Source organism: Microcoleus sp. S36b_A4 (assembly GCF_036700645.1).
In the GTDB taxonomy this organism is placed as follows: Bacteria; Cyanobacteriota; Cyanobacteriia; order Cyanobacteriales; family Microcoleaceae; genus Microcoleus.
Genome location: NZ_JAUBPI010000051.1, coordinates 13,203 through 34,543 on the forward strand (window position 1 = coordinate 13,203; position 21,341 = coordinate 34,543).

General features: G+C 45.9%; 20 protein-coding genes and 2 pseudogenes. 13 read left to right on the top strand and 9 right to left on the bottom strand.

All coding sequences use genetic code 11. The features are described from left to right. Positions 1–671: DUF2996 domain-containing protein (locus QUA03_RS17185; protein ID WP_333213458.1), on the top strand; the 671-nt coding region annotated here is incomplete at its 5' end. Positions 672–830: 159 nt separating this feature from the next. On the opposite strand, the gene QUA03_RS17190 is transcribed toward QUA03_RS17185, so the two are convergent. Together QUA03_RS17190 and QUA03_RS17195 are read right to left on the bottom strand one after the other, a co-directional pair. Next, the gene (locus tag QUA03_RS17190; RefSeq protein WP_333213459.1) at positions 831–1,652 is read right to left on the bottom strand and encodes an alpha/beta hydrolase; all 822 of its coding nucleotides are present in this window, start codon (positions 1,650–1,652) and stop codon (positions 831–833) included. A 92-nt stretch (positions 1,653–1,744) separates the two neighbouring features. Next, positions 1,745–2,470 (bottom strand): lysophospholipid acyltransferase family protein, encoded by a 726-nt coding sequence (locus QUA03_RS17195; RefSeq protein WP_333213460.1) that lies wholly within the window; start codon positions 2,468–2,470, stop codon positions 1,745–1,747. A gap of 285 nt (positions 2,471–2,755) precedes the next feature. Between QUA03_RS17195 and QUA03_RS29040 the strand changes: the two are divergent. From QUA03_RS29040 to QUA03_RS17220, 6 genes and pseudogenes are all read left to right on the top strand, one after another. Beyond that, a pseudogene (locus QUA03_RS29040) lies at positions 2,756–2,872 on the top strand (IS630 family transposase); the annotation flags it as partial. A gap of 30 nt (positions 2,873–2,902) precedes the next feature. After that, entirely contained in the window at positions 2,903–3,916 is a 1,014-nt protein-coding gene (locus QUA03_RS17200) for a pentapeptide repeat-containing protein (RefSeq protein WP_445304819.1), read from the top strand. Positions 3,917–4,268: 352 nt separating this feature from the next. Continuing rightward, the gene (locus tag QUA03_RS17205) at positions 4,269–4,583 is read left to right on the top strand and encodes a hypothetical protein (protein WP_006633212.1); all 315 of its coding nucleotides are present in this window, start codon (positions 4,269–4,271) and stop codon (positions 4,581–4,583) included. Between the two features lie 134 nt (positions 4,584–4,717). Beyond that, complete coding sequence (locus tag QUA03_RS17210) at positions 4,718–6,445, top strand: succinate dehydrogenase/fumarate reductase flavoprotein subunit (protein WP_333213462.1); 1,728 nt, start codon at positions 4,718–4,720, stop codon at positions 6,443–6,445. A gap of 162 nt (positions 6,446–6,607) precedes the next feature. Beyond that, positions 6,608–6,832 (top strand): hypothetical protein, encoded by a 225-nt coding sequence (locus QUA03_RS17215; RefSeq protein WP_333213463.1) that lies wholly within the window; start codon positions 6,608–6,610, stop codon positions 6,830–6,832. Next, positions 6,832–7,002 carry a hypothetical protein gene (locus QUA03_RS17220; RefSeq protein ID WP_333213464.1) on the top strand — a complete coding sequence of 57 codons (171 nt, stop codon included), beginning with the start codon at positions 6,832–6,834 and terminating at the stop codon, positions 7,000–7,002. Before QUA03_RS17215 ends, QUA03_RS17220 begins: the two co-directional genes overlap by 1 nt. A gap of 37 nt (positions 7,003–7,039) precedes the next feature. On the opposite strand, the gene QUA03_RS17225 is transcribed toward QUA03_RS17220, so the two are convergent. Together QUA03_RS17225 and QUA03_RS17230 are read right to left on the bottom strand one after the other, a co-directional pair. Next, positions 7,040–7,909, bottom strand: a complete 870-nt coding sequence (locus QUA03_RS17225) for a Uma2 family endonuclease (RefSeq protein ID WP_333213465.1) — start codon at positions 7,907–7,909, stop codon at positions 7,040–7,042. Positions 7,910–8,173: 264 nt separating this feature from the next. Beyond that, positions 8,174–9,082, bottom strand: a complete 909-nt coding sequence (locus QUA03_RS17230) for a tetratricopeptide repeat protein (protein WP_333213466.1) — start codon at positions 9,080–9,082, stop codon at positions 8,174–8,176. 582 nt (positions 9,083–9,664) lie between these two features. Here QUA03_RS17230 and QUA03_RS17235 point away from each other — a divergent pair. Continuing rightward, on the top strand, positions 9,665–10,909 hold the full coding sequence (locus tag QUA03_RS17235; protein WP_333213467.1) for a hypothetical protein: 1,245 nt from the start codon (positions 9,665–9,667) through the stop codon (positions 10,907–10,909). A gap of 85 nt (positions 10,910–10,994) precedes the next feature. On the opposite strand, the gene QUA03_RS17240 is transcribed toward QUA03_RS17235, so the two are convergent. Beyond that, positions 10,995–12,170: a homocysteine biosynthesis protein gene (locus QUA03_RS17240; protein WP_333108202.1), complete on the bottom strand. Its 1,176-nt coding sequence runs from the start codon at positions 12,168–12,170 to the stop codon at positions 10,995–10,997. A gap of 308 nt (positions 12,171–12,478) precedes the next feature. Here QUA03_RS17240 and QUA03_RS17245 point away from each other — a divergent pair, with 308 nt between their 5' ends. Together QUA03_RS17245 and QUA03_RS17250 are read left to right on the top strand one after the other, a co-directional pair. Next, a complete protein-coding gene (locus QUA03_RS17245; protein WP_333213468.1) occupies positions 12,479–12,778 on the top strand; it encodes a hypothetical protein in 300 nt (99 codons plus the stop codon). A gap of 82 nt (positions 12,779–12,860) precedes the next feature. Further along, positions 12,861–13,181, top strand: a pseudogene (locus QUA03_RS17250) (Uma2 family endonuclease); the annotation flags it as partial. A 329-nt stretch (positions 13,182–13,510) separates the two neighbouring features. On the opposite strand, the gene QUA03_RS17255 reads toward QUA03_RS17250, so the two are convergent. The 3 genes from QUA03_RS17255 to QUA03_RS17265 form a co-directional block, all read right to left on the bottom strand. Then, entirely contained in the window at positions 13,511–14,686 is a 1,176-nt protein-coding gene (locus tag QUA03_RS17255; protein ID WP_333213469.1) for an AI-2E family transporter, read from the bottom strand. 178 nt (positions 14,687–14,864) lie between these two features. Next, positions 14,865–15,482, bottom strand: coding sequence for a Uma2 family endonuclease (locus QUA03_RS17260; protein ID WP_333213470.1), 618 nt, complete (start codon positions 15,480–15,482; stop codon positions 14,865–14,867). Positions 15,483–15,587: 105 nt separating this feature from the next. After that, the gene (locus tag QUA03_RS17265; protein ID WP_333201030.1) at positions 15,588–15,776 is read right to left on the bottom strand and encodes a hypothetical protein; all 189 of its coding nucleotides are present in this window, start codon (positions 15,774–15,776) and stop codon (positions 15,588–15,590) included. Positions 15,777–15,965: 189 nt separating this feature from the next. On the opposite strand from QUA03_RS17265, the gene QUA03_RS17270 reads away from it, so the two are divergent. From QUA03_RS17270 to QUA03_RS17280, 3 genes are all read left to right on the top strand, one after another. Next, entirely contained in the window at positions 15,966–17,285 is a 1,320-nt protein-coding gene (locus QUA03_RS17270) for a class I SAM-dependent methyltransferase (RefSeq protein ID WP_333213471.1), read from the top strand. Between the two features lie 114 nt (positions 17,286–17,399). Beyond that, positions 17,400–17,960, top strand: a complete 561-nt coding sequence (locus QUA03_RS17275) for a type IV pilin-like G/H family protein (RefSeq protein ID WP_333213472.1) — start codon at positions 17,400–17,402, stop codon at positions 17,958–17,960. Positions 17,961–18,092: 132 nt separating this feature from the next. Continuing rightward, positions 18,093–20,330, top strand: a complete 2,238-nt coding sequence (locus tag QUA03_RS17280; protein ID WP_333213473.1) for an O-linked N-acetylglucosamine transferase family protein — start codon at positions 18,093–18,095, stop codon at positions 20,328–20,330. Positions 20,331–20,335: 5 nt separating this feature from the next. On the opposite strand, the gene QUA03_RS17285 is transcribed toward QUA03_RS17280, so the two are convergent. Continuing rightward, the gene (locus tag QUA03_RS17285) at positions 20,336–21,337 is read right to left on the bottom strand and encodes an FkbM family methyltransferase (RefSeq protein ID WP_333213474.1); all 1,002 of its coding nucleotides are present in this window, start codon (positions 21,335–21,337) and stop codon (positions 20,336–20,338) included. Between the last annotated feature and the right edge of the window lie 4 nt (positions 21,338–21,341).

The window sequence follows — 21,341 nt, forward strand, 5'->3', positions numbered from 1 at the left end:
CGGAAACTCCCAGTGCGTCGATCGAGAACGCCCCGAGTTCCGACACTGCCGAGACAACCGACTTTCCCAGCACTGACCAGCCTCAGTCGGCTGCTAAAAAGTCCAAAGAACCGAAAAATCCTACCGCTGGCGAATCGGAAACTCCCAGTGCGTCGATCGAGAACGCCCCGAGTTCCGACACTGCCGAGACAACCGACTTTCCCAGCACTGACAAGCCTCCAGCGGCTGCTAAAAAGCCCGCAGCCAAGGCCGAAGGCGACAAGCCCCCAGCTAAAGCTAAAAAGGAAAAAGCACCTGCTGTTGAAGACAAGCCCTTTGCGGAATTTATTCAACAAGATTATTTGCCCGCTTTGCAAACGGCTTTGACTAAGCAGGGCGTTAAGGATTTAGAGGTGAGTTTTACCAAGCAAAAATTTCCCGTTTTTGGCATGAGTTCCGCCGGGGATTGCTGGCAGGTAATTGGTAAATTCCAAGAAGGAGAGCGCCAATTTAACCTATATTTCCCTCAAGAAAATATTCAAAGTCAAAGAGCATTTTCCTGCGCGGAAAATAAGACCAAAACCAGCACTTTAGAGCCTTTTTTGATAGATGAGCGCAAGGTAACACTAGACCTCATGGTGTTTGGCGTCGTCCAGCGACTTAACGCTCAAAAATGGTTAAATCTTAATTAGTCATTAGTCATTAGTTATTAGTCGTTAGTGGCTTGTCTTCGGGGACGTACTAATGAGTGTCAGGGCGGGTTAATTGTAATATAAACTTTACCCCTCGCCCCATCTCTAATTTTGCCCCGACTGACTCAGAAGTGAGAAATCATAGCTAATGACTATTGACTAATGACTATTGACTAATGACAGATTTTCTTCGGATTTAGTCAAAAAATTGCGAGCTTGCATAATCCCGTAAAGGTTAACATCGGTTTCTAACAAACAAGCATGACCGCTGTTAGCCAGCAGCACCATTTCAGCTTTGGGAATTACCTTGACTAAAAGCTTCGCTTCTACTAGGGAAGGCAGCAGCCGATCTGCACCGCTAGCAATTACTAGCGTCGGCTGTTTGATGCCGCGCAACTGATTTTCGTCAACATTAAACGATCGCACTAACGCCAATCTCCACACAGACGTATTTTGCGGTACTGCTTGCATCGCTTCTAGCAAAGCTCGTCGATCGTCGCGCCCAATCTTTCCTAATGATGCTAATATCGGCAATAAACCGATTACCGACAGCGGATAAAGGTTTGCCGGCAGCCACTGAGTCAGGTACGATCCCCACTGCACCCAAGGCTGCTGTCGAAACGAAGAAGCTGGATTGACTAATATTAATCGATCGCACAATTTAGGAGCTTCTAAAACAGTTTTCATCGCTAAACAGCCCCCAAATGACTCGCCACACAGATAAACCGGCCGTTTCGGCTTACCCGCTTGCTTTTCTGCTTCAATTAAGGCAATTGTTTCGCTAACCAGTACCTCCCAACTAGCCATGTCGTCAGCCGGTATAGCTAAGCAGCGAATGTCGAAATGATTAGCTAATTTAGGAATTTGCGACCGCAGCAGCAAACCGCCCCCGTCCATACCGGGCAGAAATACAAATAAAGGGCGCTCTGGTTTCGGCGGTTTGGGGGTTAGGAAACGAACCTTATTGTTAGCATTTGCCATGATTCAAGTCAATCGATTTAGATTTTGGATTTTAGATTTTAGATTGGAAATCTGACACCAGACAACAGTCAACAGTCAACAAACTTACAAACTTACAAACAACCTCGTTGGAGTAATTCTGCAATTTCCCCCTGACAGTGATTTGTGAGTTCAGCAACAACAGCTTTGGCTTTTTTGCCTCGATATTGCTGCTGTCGATCGACAGTAATCCAGTAAGGCCGACCGATTAAAACATTAACTCGCTGATAAATTATCACAGGATGCCACCCCGATCGATCGAACAGCGGTTCCGAAGGATCAAACAAACTCAACAACTTGAGCGGTACACCCGATCGTACTGAGTGTTCTTCAAAAGAACTAATCGCCACCGGCAAAACCGCCAAATCCCGCACCGGCGCCCGCAAAGCCAAATGAGCAAATCCCCGCTGAAACTTCCCCACAGTATTCGGCCCAGTAAGCTTCACCATCGGTTCTGCACCCTCTGGAAACACCCCCACCATCTCCCCGCTTTGCAGCAGCGCTGTCGCTTGAGAGAAAAAATGCTGCTGTCGGTGTTCCGGTGCTTCCAAGGGAAAAGCGCCGAAAGTCGTGACCACTTCCCTCATCACCGGAACTTGACCCATGTAATGATGACACGCAAAGCGGATCGATCGACCCAAAGCCGCCGTCAGCAGCACAGGATCTAAGAAACTCCGGTGATTGCTCACCACCAGCACCGGACTCTCCTGGGGAATCCGGTCTTCGCGGTACATAAACATCTGCGTTCCCAAACCAGCCAGGAAACAGCGCGAAATCAGCAATTTGCTCTCTGAAGACATGGGCGAAAGACAGGTGCGACGCTATAAAGGTTGATTCCATTTCCACGCAGCTTAACATTACTTTACCAAGTCAGGGCTCCCTCAAAAAGTATACTTTCCCATCTACCTGGGCTTTATAGTTCAGGACGCATGGGATAGTCAGACACTGAGTTTTTTCAATAAAAATTGCATTCGCTCCTTGAATACCGATCGAAAAAACCGAGCTTCTTTGGTATAGCAACTCCTCAGACAATTGTGGTGTAAACTAAGAACGATCTTTTTTGTTGCAGAGCGATCGGACCACTCATGGCAAAACCCTACAGCTACGATCTACGCCAGAAAGTCATTCCAGCAATCAAGCTCGATTGCTTAAAAATTATTGCCCTATGGCTAAAGCGACAAGACCAAAAAGGAAGTTTTCTAGCTTGGTTGCCAATAGCTACTGCTCTACTTGTGCCTTCCCTGACTTTGACAAACCCAGCTTTTGCCGCCAACCCGGAACACATCAAGCAACTGTTAGAAACAAAACAGTGCAAAGGTTGCGATTTAACAAACGCTCAATTAAGGGGTGCGAGTCTGGAGGGGGCTAATTTGGCAGGAGCTAACTTAGAAAATGTATATTTGTACAAAGCTAATCTTGTCAATGCTAATCTTAGCGGTGCTAATGTCAGATCGGCTGACTTAGGAGATGTCAACATGAAAGGAATTAACCTGAGCGGTGCTGACTTGACAGATACCAATCTTAAAGGCAACGATATGACGGGCGCTAACTTAGAAAATGCCAACTTATCTAAAGCTATTTTAAAATGTAATAAAACAACTCGAACTAGACTGACTTATGCTAACCTCAAAAAAGCTAACTTGACTAAGGCAGATCTCAAGGGAGTATCGCTTATAGGTGCAAATCTCGCAGATGCCAATCTTAGCGAGGCAAATCTGAGTCCTGACAGTTATCGTGCGGGGAACATAATCTATATTTCTCCTGCCTATCTCAGCGGTGCTAACTTGAGAAACGCCAATCTTAACAAGGCTACGTTAAATCGCGCTAATTTATATAGAGCTAATTTAAATAATGCCATTTTAACTAACGCTAGGCTGAATGATGTTAATTTATATAGAGCTAATTTGAATAATGCCATTTTAACTAATGCTAGTCTTAGTTATTCTAACTTGGAAATGGCTCAATTAACGGGAGCAGATCTAACGAAGGCTTCTCTAAGGATGACCAACATGGAAGGAGCAAATTTAATTAAGGCTAACCTCAGTAATGCCGATCTTGTGAAGTCCAAACTTGTTGATGCTAACCTAACAAATGCTATTTTAAAATCAGCCAGATTGGTAGATATCAACATGAGTAGAGCTAACTTAATGGGGGCCGACCTCAGCGGTGCGGAAATGCGTAAAAATAACCTCTGTGATGTCACAATGCCAGATGGCACAAAAACTAAAGAAGGTTGTGGCAACTGATATCGAGCTCTAACTGTCGCCAAAAGAGAAAAGTTAAGTTGATTCATTTGATTTGAACTTGGATGGAACAATGCCGATCTTCGCCCAAAAGTCGAATTCGTAAACAGCTAGATGAGTGTGATTACTTACCCCCTGCGATCGCAGATGTCTTACGCCTTGCGTCCTAACACGGGCGGTTGCTATATTGAGGGAAAGCAACAATTTATAAAGTCTTGTTGCGACTTCTGTAAAAATGCTTAAAATAGCCCCCAAACCAAGCTAGGGTAGCTAAACTGATAAATCTACAGTGGGGACTGACGCACTGTCAAAGTATTTTTGCACAAGTCTTAATAGCAATCTCGCCAGGAGCAAAATGAATAATATCCAAAACTATCGCCTTAAATGTACCCTCACCTTTGGCGACATTTACGGTCAAATCATTGTTTGGCTGATAGTCATCTTCCTAAGTCTAGCGTCGGCACTCGCCTTGTGGAGTAGCGCCCGCCAAATCTTCGCCTTGGCTACCGTCGGCTTGATTTTAGTGCTGTCTCTCCCCTTCTTGCTGTTTGCTTTCGTTACAACTCTGCTAAATAACATTGAAGTGCTTGCCGTAGAACCCGGTACGGAACCTCAACCTTCTGCAACGGGAAATCAGTCGCTTCAGAACCCTGCCGAAAGCGCCGGCTAGTCCAATGTGAAATTTTGATTTAACTTTTGATTTTCCATTCAAATCAAAAGTTAAAAAACTTCCTGCGCTTTTGGTAGGAAGTTTTTTTTTGCGTCACCATAAGTTGAGAACAACACTCAAAATAATTCAAAAAAATGCTAGAACACGACGTAATCATTGTAGGCGGCGGTTTAGCAGGTTGCCGCGCCGCAGTAGAAATTGCCCGGACTGACCCCAGTTTAAAGGTAGCTGTCGTCGCCAAAACTCACCCAATTCGATCGCACTCTGTCGCAGCCCAAGGCGGCATGGCCTCCAGCCTCCAAAATGTCGATCCCGAAGACAGTTGGAAAGCCCACGCCTTCGACACAGTAAAAGGTTCAGACTATTTAGCCGACCAAGACGCGGTAGAAATCCTCACCCGCGAAGCGCCCGGTGTAGTCATAGATTTAGAACACATGGGAGTCCTCTTTTCCCGCCTCCCAGACGGCAGAATTGCCCAGCGCGCTTTCGGCGGACATTCCCACCGCCGCACCTGCTACGCCGCCGACAAAACTGGTCACGCCATCCTCCACGAATTAGTCAACAATCTGCGCCGCTGCGGAGTTCACATCTATCAGGAGTGGTATGTCACGCGCCTGATTTTGGAAGAAGGCCAAGCCAAGGGCGTAGTTATGTACAGCCTGCTAGACGGTCAAATTGAGGTTGTCCGTGCTAAGGCGGTGATGTTTGCTACGGGGGGTTACGGCCGAGTTTACAATACCACGTCGAACGATTACGCCTCCACTGGAGACGGTTTGGCGATGACGGCTTTAGCTGGATTGCCGCTGGAAGATATGGAATTCGTACAGTTTCACCCGACTGGTTTGTATCCCGTGGGAGTGTTGATTTCCGAGGCTGTGCGGGGCGAAGGCGCTTATTTGATTAATTCAGAGGGCGATCGATTTATGGCCAATTATGCCCCGTCGCGGATGGAATTAGCGCCCAGAGATATCACTTCGCGGTCAATTTCCATAGAAATTCGCGCCGGCCGAGGGATTAATGTTGATGGTAGTGCCGGCGGCCCCTTTATCTATCTGGATTTGCGGCACATGGGACGCGAAAAAATCATGAGCAAAATTCCTTTTGCTTGGGAAGAAGCCCACCGTTTGTTAGGAATTGATGCCGTAAATCAGCCGATGCCCGTGCGCCCTACAGTTCACTATTCAATGGGGGGAATTCCTACTAATGTTAGCGGGCAAGTTCGCAGCAGTCCTGACAGTTTAGTAGACGGTTTCTTTGCAGCGGGCGAAGCAGCTTGCGTGTCGGTTCACGGCGCCAACCGTTTGGGCAGCAATTCGCTTTTAGAATGCGTCGTTTACGGCAAAGTTACTGGGGCAACCATAGCACAATTCGTGCAAAATCGCAAGTTGCCTACAGTAGACGAACAGCGTTATATTATGGAAGCAAAAGAGCAAATTCAGGCACTTGTAGAGCGTCCAGGAAAATACCGCATCAATCAAATCCGGCAGCAGTATCAAGATACTATGACTGAGTATTGTGGTGTATTTCGTAGTGCCGAATTGATGCAGGAAGGTTTAAAAAAATTGGAGGATTTAGAGCGACAATATGAGGAGGTTTACTTAGACGATAAAGGCAAGTTGTGGAATACGGAAATTGTGGAAGCTTTGGAGTTGCGGAGTTTGATAATTGTCGGAAAAATGATTTTAACTTCTGCTTTGAACCGTCAGGAAAGTCGGGGAGCTCATTCGCGGGAAGATTTTACTGAGCGCGATGACGGGAATTTTTTGAAGCATACAATGGCGTATTATTCGCCGGCGGGGATTGATTTGGCTTATATGCCCGTGGCGATTACGATGTTTGAGCCACAGGAACGTAAATACTAGAAGCTAGTTTGAAATCCTTGTTCCCGTGCTGAACTTGGGAACAAGGAAAACCTTACACACAGCAGAAGTTAAAAATGCTAGGATATAATAAAATTGGCTAAAATAAATAAAAAATATTTTGGTTACAATGAAAATAATCTGGTAATTTACTGAACAATAACTATGAGTAAAACAGCACATACATCTCAATTCCAGCAAGCTCTTGAAGCTGTAGAAATTTTATCATTAGAAGATCAAGCCATGCTTCTAGATATTCTTCAGAATCGTCTGCGACAACAGCGACGAAATGAATTACTCAAGGAAGTGGCAGAAGTTCGTCAAGAGTATGCTGAGGGCAATGTTAAATTTGGGTCGGTAGCCGATTTTATGGCGGAGTTGGATGATTGATGAAAATTGGTTGTGGTTGGACTCCCAAATTGACAGGAGATTTATCGGGTATCTGGTCGTGTTCCATAGATTATGATTATCGGATTTTATTTGAGTTTGCGATCGATCCAGAAGATGAGGAGGAAGCGATTTTATTGCTCAAAATGGGTCCTCATGATGAAGTCTATTAAGACCGATCGCCCTTTTCCCCAATTCTCTCTCACTATCTCACTCTCCAGCATTCTCCGTCACTTCCTCCACAGATAAACTTAACGCCTCCGCCACCTGTTCGGCACTCAAACCCATTCCCAACAACCGGGGAATTGCATCCCTTCTTGCCTGAAATTCAGCTTGTCGTGCCTGTTCTGCACTCTCGGCCCTTTCGCGCTGTTGTGCCCCTCGCAATCTCTCTAATTCTGCTCTTTCATCGCCAATCAACAGCAAATTACCTTCCTCGTCCCACCAGCGCAGCCAAAGCATGGTTTGATTTTGATAACTGCCTTGCCAAAGTCCCAATTCTATGCCTAAAGATGAAATGGGAAAATGACCGCGTTGATTGAGTTCTAACAGTTGATAATACCCCTCCATCAACCGATAAACTTCTAATCGACCGCTGTTAATTTCATAGATGCCGTAATAGGGAATTCGCATCACCTGTTCGTACACCCAAAACTTTCCCGGTTTCGTTATTACCCCTTCATCCGTGCGAGATAAAGGAGTACGATCGCGCTCTTCATCACCGTTCCCGCTCGCAAATTCCAAAGCAATTAACGGTGCTATGTGTTCCCGCCACAGCACGTAGGAACGGCGAATTTGACCGTCTAAATTAGGAGGTACATTGGGAACATAAAACCAATCAGGAGCTTCTGCACCTTTTTCCGGCGGCTCGGTTTCTCGCCAGTAAATGCCGCAGTCTTGACCGATCGCATATTGTCCGTCAGGATGCCGCTCCTGCAAAATTTGCCCGATCGAATCTGTTAAAATTAAACTTTGCGGATGCTCCTGAAAATTTTTCACAAAAGTACCGTCTGACTCTGGTAATTGAGTGTGGTCGGGAAAAGCAGGAGGTAGAACAACGCTGTCAACGCTTTGGGTCATAATTCCCTCCGAGGTCTTACCTAATTGGTAATTAGTAATTAGTAATTGGTAATCGGTAACAGGATGCTGGGCGCGAGGACTTATAAACCAGGTTTCGACCTGTATCTGTCGTCGTTCAACCAAGATTTATCTTAGAAACCCGATTTCTTTTCGTAAGTCCTGCGTAATTAGGAATAAAGCGAGTAGTTTTGAGTTTAAAGTATTAAGTTTTTAACTTAATACTTTTTCACTGACAACTCAAAACTCTTTTACTTAAAACTTTCCTTAAGGTTTCGGTAGCGCGCCTTCAGGACTAGGAGAAGCAGCCGGTTGGGGAGTCGTCGTAGCCGCAGGAGAAGGCGAAGGAGTGCCACTAGCTAACTGATTAATTTGGTCTTTATAGTTAGGAGGAGCTAACTCAGTAGCTCGATCAAACAGCGTTTTTGCCTCATCTGTTTTGCCCTGTTCCTTCAGCACGATCGCCTTTCCTAAAGTCGGGCGAAAATCTTTGGGATTAGCCTTAGCAGATTCGTCGTAAATTGCGATCGCCTCCTCGTAGCGCTTCTGCACAGCATAAACCTGTCCCAAAATCAACTGCACTGAAGTTACATCCACACTTTCCGGTTTCGCCAAATTTGCAGCCGGAGCAGCCTTCAGTGTATCTTGCAGCAGTCCGATCGCAGCTTCCGGCCGCTGCTGCACCAGCAGCAAATTCACCAACCCCTGCAAAGCCTTAATTTCCCCAGGCTTAGACGCTAAAATTGACCGATAAGCCTGAGCAGCCCCTTCGCGATCGCCCGTGCGTTCCTTAGCCTGAGCCAGCAAAATCCCGTATTCAGTAGTCTCAGGATTCAGCGCAGCCAACTTTTCCAAAGGAGCGATCGCATCCTTAATGTCGCCCACTCCTTGGCCGATCAACTCCAGTCGCACCTGCAACAATCCCCGCAAAGCCGTTACGTTGTCAGGTTCCCGCTGCAAAACCAATTCGTACCCCCTAGCCTGAGCTTGCAGCAACTCTGATTGCTTCTCCCCAGACTGCGCCGTTTGAGTAGGCGTTGGAGTTGACTGACTTTGCGCTTGGCTGGCCTGGAGAATACTGTTTAAAATTGGCACAAGGGAAAATCCCAAAAAAGCGATGAGCGACAGCACCACCACGACAGTAATCAACCCACGACGCTTGTTTGCTTTTTCCATAATTCAACTATCCCAGCTTAAAATCTACTATTTTCTAAGAATTCAGGCATTGCCGGGGGGCATCTGCCATTTAGCTCGATCCATGCAACCATAAAAGTTCTTAACTTCAAAGTCCGAATGGACAAAGCAGCCTTTTACTTGCAGCTAATATGGTAACAGACCCACAACTCCATGCTAGCTAAACAATTTTGGACACTCAGACCCGCAGCCCCAAGGACTGCGGTGTCTGTCCAATTTAGTCTGGTCAAGCTAAAAATTACCGAAAATATGGCGGATCAGGCCGTTAGGTAATTGGATTAAGTAAAATAGGCAAGCTGAATATCCTAAATGCTATTAGCCAGCAACTCCAGCTCAGCGCGATCGGCGATCGATCGGTCAGCAACTCCCAAAGTCCTTGCTCGCAAGGATTTTAGCAGTCAGCGAACTGATCGGCACTCGTAGCGTTGAAAGTTGGCGTTGACGGGTCACAACCAGACCTCCGGGCGCAAGCCCGCCTGTCAGGTGCTAGTAGTTTTTAAAGCAGTTTCTTCAGTTTATTCCTAATTTCCCTTAAGGGATGTGTCTCCGCTGCAAGGAGTTTTTATGAACCCCTCTCCCAACCGGTCTTCCAAATCGTCCAAATCTACTTCAAATCGCAAGGATCAGCCGAGCGAACTGGCCGTCAATCCGCCTACAGATACAGATTCCATTCCTGAGACACCAGACGAAAGTCCGGTGCCTTCGGCGTTGGCTGCAGATGTTGACCAAAATCAACCGCCAACGCCAACAGACGCCCCAGCGTCCAAGGATAAGCTGCAACGACCACGCTACAGTTCTGCCCTCGACAAGGACAAAACAAAGCCACCAGACCAGGCCAGCAATGCTCCTGCACCCTCTGAGCAAGCAGCACCTTCGGAAGCTGTCAGCGATCCGACACCGCTAGCAGTCGCACCGCCGGCAAACGCCGAGCCTGCCGCTAACGAAAGTCAGGCCCATGAGGACATACCCTCGGTCATGCGCCAACATCCGATTCCCCCGCCCAGCGAACCCAGACAGTACCGAGCTGTTGGTTTGGTGCGGGGCCGCTACACGCAATCAGAAGAGCAATTCACCCGGGGTATGCTGATAGCTGCCGACGGAACTGCCATCGATGCAGTTTTGCTGGGTAGAGTCATGAGTTTAGTCAAAAATCACCTGGATCTGGAACAAGAACACCTGTGGGTGGTCTATCCCCGCACCAGGCAAGAAGACGGCAACTTGCACGCCCAGATTATGGGGGTTTGGGAGCCGGAAACGCTCAAGAAACCTCCCGAACCTTCCTCTGATGAGGAAAATCAGGAAGCAGGGGAGATTGAGGCTAGTGACGAAGCATCGACCGCATCTTTGCCTCCCTCGGAACCTGATGTTGAAGATGGCTATTTTTCGATTAGAGGTGAGGTGATTTATCAATCCCAAGACCAAGAAAAGTATGTCATCGTCAAAATCAAGCAAGCTCCCCGCAAGAATGACGACAAGATGAAGTTTTTTAAACTGAAACTCAAGGGAGATTTAGCAACAAAAGCGATCGGGTTTTTTTGGGATTTCCACGTCAAATTGAAAGCGGACAGTCTGATGATTGAGCAGGCTAATAATATTGGTGCCCTGCCGATTAAAAAGCGGAAATTCCCCCCCGGCAGCAAGCCACCCGGTGGCTTCAAAGGAGGAGGGAAGCGTCCGTTTACTCCTAGGCCCAGCGGTGACGGTACTCCTGTAGGGCGTCCTACCATCAAGTCAGCAGCAGCAGCACCGCCTGCCCCCAAAGCACCTCTTCCTAAGCCGGTTAAGAAGCCTAAGCCGATCGAGGAATGAACCAATTTTAGATTTTAGATTTTAGATTTTAAATTAGTCTGTCCAAGACTAATTTACAACCGTTAAATCGCCAATCTAAAATCCTTTATTCGAGCCGGACTTGTGCGCCCCACAAATCTTGGGGGAGAAATACTCTGTCGGTGGGTAGGGGAGCAACTGGGGCCGTGAGGGTAAATTGACCCGCTTCAATTTGCTGCTTCAATTCCAATGCTACTTGCCGGGAGAGAAACATACTCGCAAGGGGGGCGGCCCGCACAGGTTTGCCCTCTATCAGGATGCGGCCAGTCTTTAATTGAGCATAGCTGACTAAACCGAAGGTCGGACGAACGCGCCGGGGGATAGAGAAATCTACCACCGGCGCTACTATTTTTTTGTCGGATACTGCACAGTGGGCGACGACTGTTTCGTTTAAGACTGGAAAGGGGATGCCGACTCCCAGCATCAGGGATGGGCCGTAGTTTTTGAAGTAGCAGCCACGCACCCATTTCGAGTTCATCTGTTTGGCGTCGCCGATGAGTGCGAGGGTTGCCGCCGGGCCGATGGGGGTGCGGTTGGGCTGGCGTTTTTGTAGCGGGAAGTGCTGGGTTCCTTCCCAGGTGATGTAGCCTGTGGCGCCTCCTAGGAAGATGCGGGTGCCGATGCCGATGATTTCGAGGTCGGGGTCGTTGAGCAGGGGAGACATGGCTCCAAGGTTCGAGTAGACGGCGTTGCCGAGGTTTGGTTGCAGGGGGCCGAGGTAGGTGAACAGTGGGCGATCGCCTCCATTGACGCCAACAATAAAGTTTTGATATGCGTTGCGGGGATTGAATAAATAAAACTGGTTGATTGTATCGCGGGTAATCGTGGTTTCAAAGGAGGCGCGGGGGTAGCAGTCGGTTACTTGCCCCAAGGCTCGCAACTGCACGGGTTTGCCGGCTATTAAGTCTTCGATGACGTGTCCCCCGCCCCGTTCGCGGGATTCTTCGCCGTCTTCGGCTACTTGGGTGGCTCCCAGGTACAGGTCTACTGCCCCGAAGCCGGAGTAGGCTAAAACGCCGTCTAGCCAGCACTGGCGGATTTTTATCGGCGGGTCGGTATGGCCGAGATTGATGATTGCACCGGAGGATTCCATCGGCTCGAAGGTGCCGGTGGTAATTACATCGACTTCTTTGGCTGCTTGGGTAATGCTGGTTTCTTGAACTCTAGTTTTGAGTTCTTCGATTGTCCAGACTGTGGCTTTGCCCTGGCTGATTTTATCGTTGATTTCGTCGATTGATCTCATATATTTTAGATTTTAGATTTTGGATTTTAGATTTTGAATTGATTGATTTTGGAGTGATTTTGATTTGGGATTGATTGTGGATTGATGGAAGGTCTATCGAGCTGGTTGTTTGAGATAAAAGCAATATATTATAACTGAGATGTTGCACCCTTCTCAACAAGCCTTTTATGAACAGGCTTTTCCGCCTGTTCCACAATAAAATTCACTTGTCGTGGAACAGGCATCTTGCCTGTTCTTGATAATGATGCAAAATGTAAATTATACCAGATACAATAACAATATCATAAATAAAATAAAGGGCGATCGCCATGACTCAAGCGATATTAAAACCAGTCACCTTCGATAAATTTATTGGCTGGTATCCTGAAAATTCGGTAAACCGTTACGAACTCCCCAATGGAGCTATTGTTGAGATGACTAAAGCAACCGGAGAACATTCAGAAGTAGCGGGCTTCCTTGTCGCTGAACTCAACTTTGAAATCCGACGACTAGGACTTCCTTGCTTCCTTCCCAAAGAATGCGTTGTCGCCACCAATTATGATACAATTTTCACAAAAAAATGTCACTGCAGGCAAGCTCCAAACCCATATCCAGTAAATCATGGCTAATCTAAAATCCAAAATCTAAAATCTAAAATCTAAAATCTAAAATCTAAAATCTAAAATCTAAAATCTAAAATGGTATGAGCTATCTGGTTACGAACCGGATGCGATCGTTTTGGACAGGCAAGGAACGGACAGCGAACCGAGATGAAATAAGGAATCTATCATTACAATGGGTAGTTCTGTCCGGCTAATTGTCGAAGGTGTCAGTACCAATTGGCGTGATGATTATGGCTACAAATTGGTGGATTACGAAGCTTTGGGCATTTCTGAATACTGGATTGCGGACTATTTGGGACTTGGCGGCAGACGCTATATTGGCAACCCCAAACAACCTACTTTTTCTGTTCACCATTTAGTTGACGGTGAGTATCAAGTCAGTCAATCGATTTTAGATTTTAGATTTTAGATTTTAGATTTACCCCACGGATAAATGCGGGGGTTTGAGGATTTTCGATTTTCGATTTTGGATTTATTCCACGGATAAATCCGGGGGCTTGTACCCTCAAGAAATTCTTGGTCAGTTTCGGGGGAGTGATAGGGTTGTGTCACCCACATTTGGGCAGTTGAATTTGAGTGTTCAACAGATTTTTAGTGCCGGCAAAGATACAGTAGAAAAGGCGAGGCTTGAAGATAGTTAGTTGAGGGTATTTGTACCACATTTTTCCTCAGTTGGTAGTGAATACTTCTGTCCTATAACTGGGAATGAATCAGGAGTGAAGTTATTATGAACCTTAACTATTGATTTTCAGGAGCCTCATTTTCAGCATGATCGGGGATGTCTGGTTTCTGTGCTGGTAAATATTTTTCTGGCAGGCTTTCGGCGACTCCTAGAGATTCATGTTTTTCATGGATAGCAGAATCGATTGCTGCTAAGGTTTTAGGGCTGGCACTCCACTGGTTTAGAATATCTTTAATGAGGGCTTCCCTAATCCAAACTTGAGCTACAACGGTGAGGGGGAGGGCTAGCAATAAGCCTAAAAATCCAAAGAAGGTGGCGAAGAATACTTGAGCTATTAATGTTACTGCTGGCAGCAGTGATACTTGCTGCGCCATGACGTAGGGGGTGAGGACGTTGCTTTCAAACTGTTGAATTAGAAAGTAAAGGATTAGGACAAAACCTGATTGTAAGGGAGAATCTAAAAGTGCGATCGTCATTGGGGGGATGACGCTCAAAGTGGGGCCTATATTGGGAATTAGGTTAAGAAATCCTGCTACTACAGCGTGAGCTAGCGGTAGGGGGACTTGCAAGACCGACAAACCAATTAAGCTCAAAAAAGCAATCACACTCATGCTAATGAGAGCGCCGATGACCCATCGACCGAGAGCTATTTCGCATTCATCTAAGATGCCATCGACTCGTCGCCGATAAAAAGATGGAAATAGTTGGATGAATGCTTTGCGGTAAGATAGAGGTTCTGCTAATGTCATCAATGTCAAAGCTATGACTAGCAAAAAGCTTAGAATAACGCCTAATGTGTTACCGACAAAGGCTCCTGCACCGCCAACGAGTTGGTTGAATAAAGGTTGCAGTTGTTGCATGATGTCGTTAACATCAAGATTGGGCAGCCGCTGGCCAAATTGTCCAGAAAAACGACCTTCAAATTGATCTATCCACTGATTTAATCTTTCTATTCCTTGAGGGGCTCTTTGGGTAAGTTGTTGAAACTGTTGGGTAAAGGGCGGTACAATTATCAGGAATAAGCCTACGAATACGAGGATTAGGAAGCTAACTGATAAGAGTACGGCGATCGATCTTTTGAGCCCGAATTTTTGCAAGTAGCGTGCTAGTCTGTTTAAGGCTGTGGCTAAGACGACGGCGGCAAACAGCAGCAGTAGGGCCTGCCTGATTTGCCACAGGATGTAACAAGATGCGATGAGGGCTAATAAGCCCATCCACTGTCCTAGCTTCATTAGATTTTAGGTTTTAGATTTTAGATTTTAGATTGAGGAATAGGGTATGGGAATTACTGCTTGCTAATTGCTCTGCAGCCCAGAAGCGATAAATCGCATCTCTATAAGATACCTTAGATGCGGGCGATCGCATCTTTAATCAGATACCCCTACTCGGACATCAGTACAAGCAGCATCCTCAATTCCCTTTGGCGAACACCTGCTGCACTGTCAGCTTCAATTCTGGGAAAGTTGGGGACTCAATACCCTCGCCGCTTCTGAAAAGTTTGACTTGGTATTCGCCGTCAATTAGTTGGTAAACCGAAAAGGTTGGTTGCTTGGGGTTGCCGATGAACCGTCTGCCGCCCAATCCTAGATAGTCTATAATCCAATATTCTTGAATACCCATTGATTCATAGGCCTCAAGCTTTAGGGCATAATCATCACCCCAATTAGTGCTAGTTACCTCGACGATTAGGGGGACTGATGAACCCATTGTGATAATTGATGATTTTTCCCATCGCGGCTCGTTTCCAATGGTTTGTTCGTTAAGTACAATAATATCTGGTTCATACCCGGATTCCTCGCGCATGGGTTTGATGACGCATTCTTTGGGGATGAAGTAGGGCAAATTGAGACGGTCAATCTCTATTCCGACTTTCAGTGCGGTAAAACAGGCCACTTTAGAATGTTTGCCTGTTGCTTTTGGCATCTCAACAATTTCTCCATTGTGCAGTTCGTAGCGGTGTTGTGAATTTTCAGGATACCAGTCAATGAATTCATCGAATGTTACTAATTCGGGTATGATTTGAATCATAGTGAGTGCCTCAAGTTTGCTTGTGATCATCTGTACGGGGAATTAAGATTTTGGCCAAAACATAGTCTTTAGACCAAGTAGCGATCGCACTTTTGGAGGGCGTCTCTACTGCTGCTGTTGGCGCGATCGCCAGCCGAGGATGGCAGCTAAGATGATACTGGGGGTAAAGACGGCGATGAGGGCGTTGAGGTCGGTTGAGGGTATGGATAAGCTAGGCCCTGCGTACTTGATGGCTAGGGAAAGGGCGGCGGAAAAGGTGAATACTTTGAGGATGGGGCTGATGTTGGTGTTCATGGAGGAGGTCGTTGGTTGTATAATTTGGTTTTCAGACTATTATTGCAAGTATGTGTTGCGGTTGGGCTTGCAGTTGGGACGTGAGGTGGGGGCGATCGCTTTTTCCCGGCGATGCGCGGATCAGATACCTTTACATATTAGAATATGGAGTACCACAGCACAATTTAGCAACATCAGGAGCAATTCAGAATGAATACCCAAGCATCAGAGTTAATAGAGAAAATTCGTCAACAATTTGACAATGCCCCTTATCCTAGAATTCCCCTGGAGACATCTCCTAAGAATAACTATCAGACTCTCTATCTCCATAATTTGGTAACAGCTTACTATATAAGAAATCAGAAAGTCATAGAAACCAAAGGAAAAGTTATTTTAGATGCCGGCTGCGGCAGCGGGTACAAATCGTTAATTTTGGCAGAGGCCAATCCGGGAGCCAAAATTGTTGGCATCGATTTATCCGAAGAGTCTGTTAAGCTAGCCCGACAGCGCTTGCAATATCACGGCTTTGAGAATATAGAGTTTCATGCTTTGTCAATTGAAGAACTGCCTAGCTTAAACCAGCAGTTTGATTATATCAACTGTGACGAGGTGCTTTATCTCTTGCCAGACGCAGTTGTCGGATTGCAAGCTATGAAAGCAGTTTTGAAACCAGATGGAATTATTCGCACCAACCTCCACAGCTCCCTCCAGCGAAGTTCTTACTTTGCAGTTCAAAAAGTATTCAAAATCATGGGATTGATGGATGATAATCCTAGGGAGATGGAGATAGAGCTAGCCAAAGAAATTATACAAGACCTAAAAGATGACGTGGCTATTAAGGCAAGAACATGGGGTTCTCCAGCCGAAAAAAACGAAGAATGGATGCTGGCTAACTATTTGCTGTTGGGAGATCAAGGCTATACTGTACCTGAAGTGTTTTCAGCATTAAGAGATGCTGATTTAGAATTTATTAGTATGGTGAGTTGGCGGTTGTGGGACTTGACGGATTTGTTCAAGGAGCCAAATAACATACCTGCATTTCTGGCAATGAGCTTGCCAGACATTCCTGTCGAACAACGGCTGCACCTGTTTGAACTTTTACATCCAGTTCATCGTTTGATAGACTTTTGGTGCGGTCTTCCCAACCAAGCTCAGTCGTTTGTACCAGTTTCAGAATGGACTGTGGCTGACTGGCAGCAGGCAAAGGTGCATCTGCATCCTCAGATCAGAACTCCCCAGTTAAAAGAAGATTTGATTAAATCTATCACTAACCAGAGTTCCTTCGAGATTAGCCGTTATGTCACTTCGCCAACCTTAGTGCCGATTTTAATAGAGAGCATTATGGCAGCTTGCTTGCTGCCTCTGTGGGAAGGCGCCCAGTCTGTGAGAGGGTTAGCGGAGCGCTGGCTCAAGATCAGACCCTTAGACCTTGTAACCCTGGAACCTGTGAATCAGGAGAGAGCATTCAATGAAATCAAGGAACTCTTGATTAGCTTAGAAGTCTTTCTGTATGTGCTTTTGGAGCATTAAAGCCAGGAGTTGAAAAAAAAAATAGTTTGGGGTGATATTAAAGGGCTGGTAACTGGGTAAGTTACATATAAGAGTTAGAAATCGAGCATCCCACCCCTCTAGGAGAAACAACCAATGAAAACTGAATTTAAAGCCAGATTCCTGCAACACCTCAATCAAAAAAGACAAGATAAGGGTTTTACGCTGATTGAACTGCTGGTCGTTATCATTATTATCGGTATTCTATCTGCTATTGCTTTGCCTTCCTTCCTCAACCAAGCTAACAAAGCCAAGCAATCAGAAGCTAAGCAGTACGCTGGTTCCATGAACCGTGCCCAGCAAGCATCCTTCGCCGAGCAAGGTAAATTTGGCTCAAACGTTGAGGTTCTGGGGCTTGGCATTAGAACTCAGACGGAGAACTATCAATACAAGGTTATAGGAACAGGAGCGACTATTGACTCAACCACTACCCAGGTTGGAAATGTCGCGTTAGGTCTAAGCACAGCGCTCAAATCGTATATAGGAGGAGTAGCCCTAATTCAAGCGGCCGGCGCAGCTGACAAAAGCAGCACAGCAGTATTGTGCGAGAGTACTGGGGCTGGTGTAGCTGCTCCGGGACCGACATTGACAAATACGCCGGCTACTGCTGCTACCTTAGCTTGCGACAACACTAACTATACCGTAGTGTCGAAGTAGGAAAGCCATAAAAGCAGGGATTGTTCCTGCAAGCCTAACCTGAATCTTTTAAGAAAGTGGGTAGTGTTGTTTACACTACCCATTGCTATTCAGGAGGTTTATAAAAACTGGAAAGCTTCAATAACTATTACTATGACAATCTCTTTAGAAAACATTTCATCGACTGTTCTAGCTCATTGGCAGCAACAAGCCCGTCAATATCTAATCCAAGGAGATTTCACTCAGGCTGCAAACCTCTACGAGCAGGCAATGGCAGCGGAGCCGGAAACTAAGTCCCACTACTGGCACTTGGGGCTGATGTTGCTGTTGCAGGGGCAAGAGATGGAAGCCCAAACGACTTGGCTGCTGGGCATGGCCGACGGGGAACCGGAAGAAGTGGAGGAATGGACAGCTCAACTTTTAGATGTGCTGCAAATGGAAGCAGAGCGCCGGGAGGTTTTGTCAGACTACTCTGTTGCTTGGGCAATTCGGCATCATATCAGGGAAATTAGTCCGGCGGATGTTAACAACTTGTTGCGTTTAATTGAGCTTTTCATCCGGCTTGAAACTTTTACAGGAGACGAACTGACTTCTGTTGGCTTAATCGAGTTGCTACAGGTAGAGCCTGCAATTGAGGTTGAGGCAGCTCTGTTGATGCAAGTATTGCAAAGTGTTTTGGCTCGCGAACCCTCGCATCCGTCAACGCTGGAGTTTGCAGAAGCTTGTCTCGCTCATGTCCGCGAACCTCAAGTTTATATCGGAATTCTATTAGAAACTGCTTGCGAGCTAGGCTATATATTAAAAATAACTAGAGTAGCAATACGCTTGGGTGAACTGGTTTTGCGTTTAGATTCAGAGCATCCAGAGATGGTCCGCCACTTGGCTTGTTTTTATCAGAATGTCGGTGAATATGATCGGGGGATAAAGACAGCTAAGCTTTTCTACTCATTAATACAAGAGTTACCCGCTAAAGTTTATGCGAATCACCTGATTTTACGGGGGTTAATGAGTGCAGGTGGATACTGGGAAGAAGCTTGTGCGATACTCAAGCGGCTCAAGTCAGATCAGGAGTTGTTGATAGCAGAGCAGCCGACATCGCTTAACTTATCGACTGTTGACGACTTATTTGTTACTAGCTTTTTTTACCCATACTTTCAGGACGAGCCCAGAAATGCTAGAAACATTAGCAACCAATTGGCTCAGCTATGCCAACTCAACGTTCAAAACAACAACAAGGAGCAGATAGAGGGGTACAGACAGCGACACTTAGCTCGAAAAAGCCGGGGCATTTCTGGTAAGCCCCTGAAGATTGGCTATTTGTCCCACTGCCTGAGAAGGCATTCTGTGGGCTGGCTAGCGCGATGGCTGTTTCAGCACCACGATCGCGATCGCTTTCAAATTCATGCTTATTTTCTCAATTATGTTAATACCGATCACTTTTTACAAGAATGGTATGTCAATCACGTTGATAAAGCCTATCGGTGCGGGATTGTCAGTACCAACGTTGCCGAGCAAATCGATAAAGATGAGATCGATATTCTGATCGATCTCGACAGCATTACTCTAGACATTAACTGTGAAGTGATGGCGATGAAACCCGCGCCCATTCAAGCCACTTGGTTGGGTTGGGATGCGTCAGGAGTGCCTGCAATTGACTATTTTATTGCCGATCCATACGTGCTGCCGGAGTCTGCCCAGAATTATTACAGTGAAAAAATCTGGCGCTTGCCCCAGACTTACATAGCTGTGGATGGTTTTGAAGTGGGAGTGCCAACATTACGTCGCGATCAGTTTAATATTCCTAACGATGCTATTGTGTATCTCAGTAGTCAGAGCGGTTACAAGCGCCATCAGGACACAGCGCGACTACAGTTGAAGATTTTGAAGGAAGTGCCGAATAGTTATTTTTTAATTAAAGGGGGGGCTGACGAAAAATCAATTAAACAGTTCTTTAACCAGCTAGCGGAAGAAGAGGGTTTGGAGGGCGATCGTCTGCGATTTTTGCCAACAGTTACTTCAGAGGAAGTTCACCGAGCTAACTTAGGTATTGCGGATGTAGTTCTGGATACTTATCCTTACAATGGAGCCACAACTACTCTAGAAACTCTTTGGATGTGCATTCCCTTGGTGACGCGAGTCGGGCAGCAATTTGCGGCACGCAACAGCTATACTATGATGATGAATGCAGGGCTAACAGAGGGAATTGCTTGGACTGATGAAGAATATGTGGAATGGGGAATTCGCTTAGGGAAAGATGCTGCTTTGCGGCAACAAATTTCGTGGAAACTGCGGCAGTCAAGGCAAACTTCTCCGCTTTGGAATGCTCAGCAGTTTACGCGAGAGATGGAAAAAGCATACGAGCAGATGTGGCAAATTTATCTCCAAAGTTAGCCTTATTAAGCTATACTCTCAAACGAGTCAATATCACAATCACTAATATAATCCCGAATTCTGGCAACGATAGGCAGGGAACCTAGTCCCTGCTTGACTAGCTCGGGAAATTGAGCTAGGCCCTCAATGATATTGTTGGCAAAGTTATATTGGGGGTTATTGCCATGTTGCAAAGTCAGATATTCCAATAATTCCAAAGTGTAATCCGGGAAATTCATAATATCGGCAATGCAAGCCAATTTAAGAATATTGTCAGGTGTTGTCATATTTGGATCAATGTCTTCTCCAATTAAATCGCGGAAGTAAAACGCATCTCCCCACAGTAATTGTCCGCCGCGGAGTGTTGAACCAATAGGGGAATGGCTGCGGAAACGACGAGCACCTGTTAAGTCAAATAGTGTAAAACCTTGGTTCCTGAGAGAGATATCTACATCTGCAAACAAAGGTTGATTTAAGTATAAATTAGAAAACGAGACTTCAACTTGAACAGCGAGAATACTTCGTTTTAAAATTTCTACTGCACCTTCTAATACCAAAACTTCAGCACCTTGAACATCAATTTGCAGGAAATCTATTTCCTCAATTCCTTCCTGCTGGCAGAACTCATCTAAAGTGGTGGTTTCAAGTTCTATACAAAAATCTAAGTTCACAAGTTCGGGTAATCCTGAAAAACGCTCCAAGTAAGGTTCATTCGGTGGATAAAGCGAACTGCACATGGGATGTTGTGTGACATAAAGTGTAGATTCACCTACAGACTTTGCTAAGGCTAGAGGAATATGTTTTTCAGTCCAATTGACTTGTCGTGCTTCAAGGTCAGCATTGGCGGCTTCGCAAGCATCTGCATCTGCATCAAAACCGTAGATAGTCAGCCGAGGTGCAAAAATATTCCATCCCTGGCTGCCATAGTCATCTTGGCTTGTTAATTTACGACAGCCAACATTACAAACAGTCATGTTAATTTGTTCTAAATGACCGCTTTTCTTTAAGCTTTCAATAAAAAATGTCATAATC

What these genes read in the sequence shown, in the direction of transcription:
- QUA03_RS17190 (WP_333213459.1), bottom strand. Translation starts at nt 1,652, where the DNA reads ATGGCAAATGCTAACAATAAGGTTCGTTTCCTAACCCCCAAACCGCCG.
- QUA03_RS17195 (WP_333213460.1), bottom strand. Translation starts at nt 2,470, where the DNA reads ATGTCTTCAGAGAGCAAATTGCTGATTTCGCGCTGTTTCCTGGCTGGT.
- QUA03_RS17205 (WP_006633212.1), top strand. Translation starts at nt 4,269, where the DNA reads ATGAATAATATCCAAAACTATCGCCTTAAATGTACCCTCACCTTTGGC.
- QUA03_RS17210 (WP_333213462.1), top strand. Translation starts at nt 4,718, where the DNA reads ATGCTAGAACACGACGTAATCATTGTAGGCGGCGGTTTAGCAGGTTGC.
- QUA03_RS17215 (WP_333213463.1), top strand. Translation starts at nt 6,608, where the DNA reads ATGAGTAAAACAGCACATACATCTCAATTCCAGCAAGCTCTTGAAGCT.
- QUA03_RS17220 (WP_333213464.1), top strand. Translation starts at nt 6,832, where the DNA reads ATGAAAATTGGTTGTGGTTGGACTCCCAAATTGACAGGAGATTTATCG.
- QUA03_RS17225 (WP_333213465.1), bottom strand. Translation starts at nt 7,909, where the DNA reads ATGACCCAAAGCGTTGACAGCGTTGTTCTACCTCCTGCTTTTCCCGAC.
- QUA03_RS17230 (WP_333213466.1), bottom strand. Translation starts at nt 9,082, where the DNA reads ATGGAAAAAGCAAACAAGCGTCGTGGGTTGATTACTGTCGTGGTGGTG.
- QUA03_RS17235 (WP_333213467.1), top strand. Translation starts at nt 9,665, where the DNA reads ATGAACCCCTCTCCCAACCGGTCTTCCAAATCGTCCAAATCTACTTCA.
- QUA03_RS17240 (WP_333108202.1), bottom strand. Translation starts at nt 12,170, where the DNA reads ATGAGATCAATCGACGAAATCAACGATAAAATCAGCCAGGGCAAAGCC.
- QUA03_RS17245 (WP_333213468.1), top strand. Translation starts at nt 12,479, where the DNA reads ATGACTCAAGCGATATTAAAACCAGTCACCTTCGATAAATTTATTGGC.
- QUA03_RS17255 (WP_333213469.1), bottom strand. Translation starts at nt 14,686, where the DNA reads ATGAAGCTAGGACAGTGGATGGGCTTATTAGCCCTCATCGCATCTTGT.
- QUA03_RS17260 (WP_333213470.1), bottom strand. Translation starts at nt 15,482, where the DNA reads ATGATTCAAATCATACCCGAATTAGTAACATTCGATGAATTCATTGAC.
- QUA03_RS17265 (WP_333201030.1), bottom strand. Translation starts at nt 15,776, where the DNA reads ATGAACACCAACATCAGCCCCATCCTCAAAGTATTCACCTTTTCCGCC.
- QUA03_RS17270 (WP_333213471.1), top strand. Translation starts at nt 15,966, where the DNA reads ATGAATACCCAAGCATCAGAGTTAATAGAGAAAATTCGTCAACAATTT.
- QUA03_RS17275 (WP_333213472.1), top strand. Translation starts at nt 17,400, where the DNA reads ATGAAAACTGAATTTAAAGCCAGATTCCTGCAACACCTCAATCAAAAA.
- QUA03_RS17280 (WP_333213473.1), top strand. Translation starts at nt 18,093, where the DNA reads ATGACAATCTCTTTAGAAAACATTTCATCGACTGTTCTAGCTCATTGG.
- QUA03_RS17285 (WP_333213474.1), bottom strand. Translation starts at nt 21,337, where the DNA reads ATGACATTTTTTATTGAAAGCTTAAAGAAAAGCGGTCATTTAGAACAA.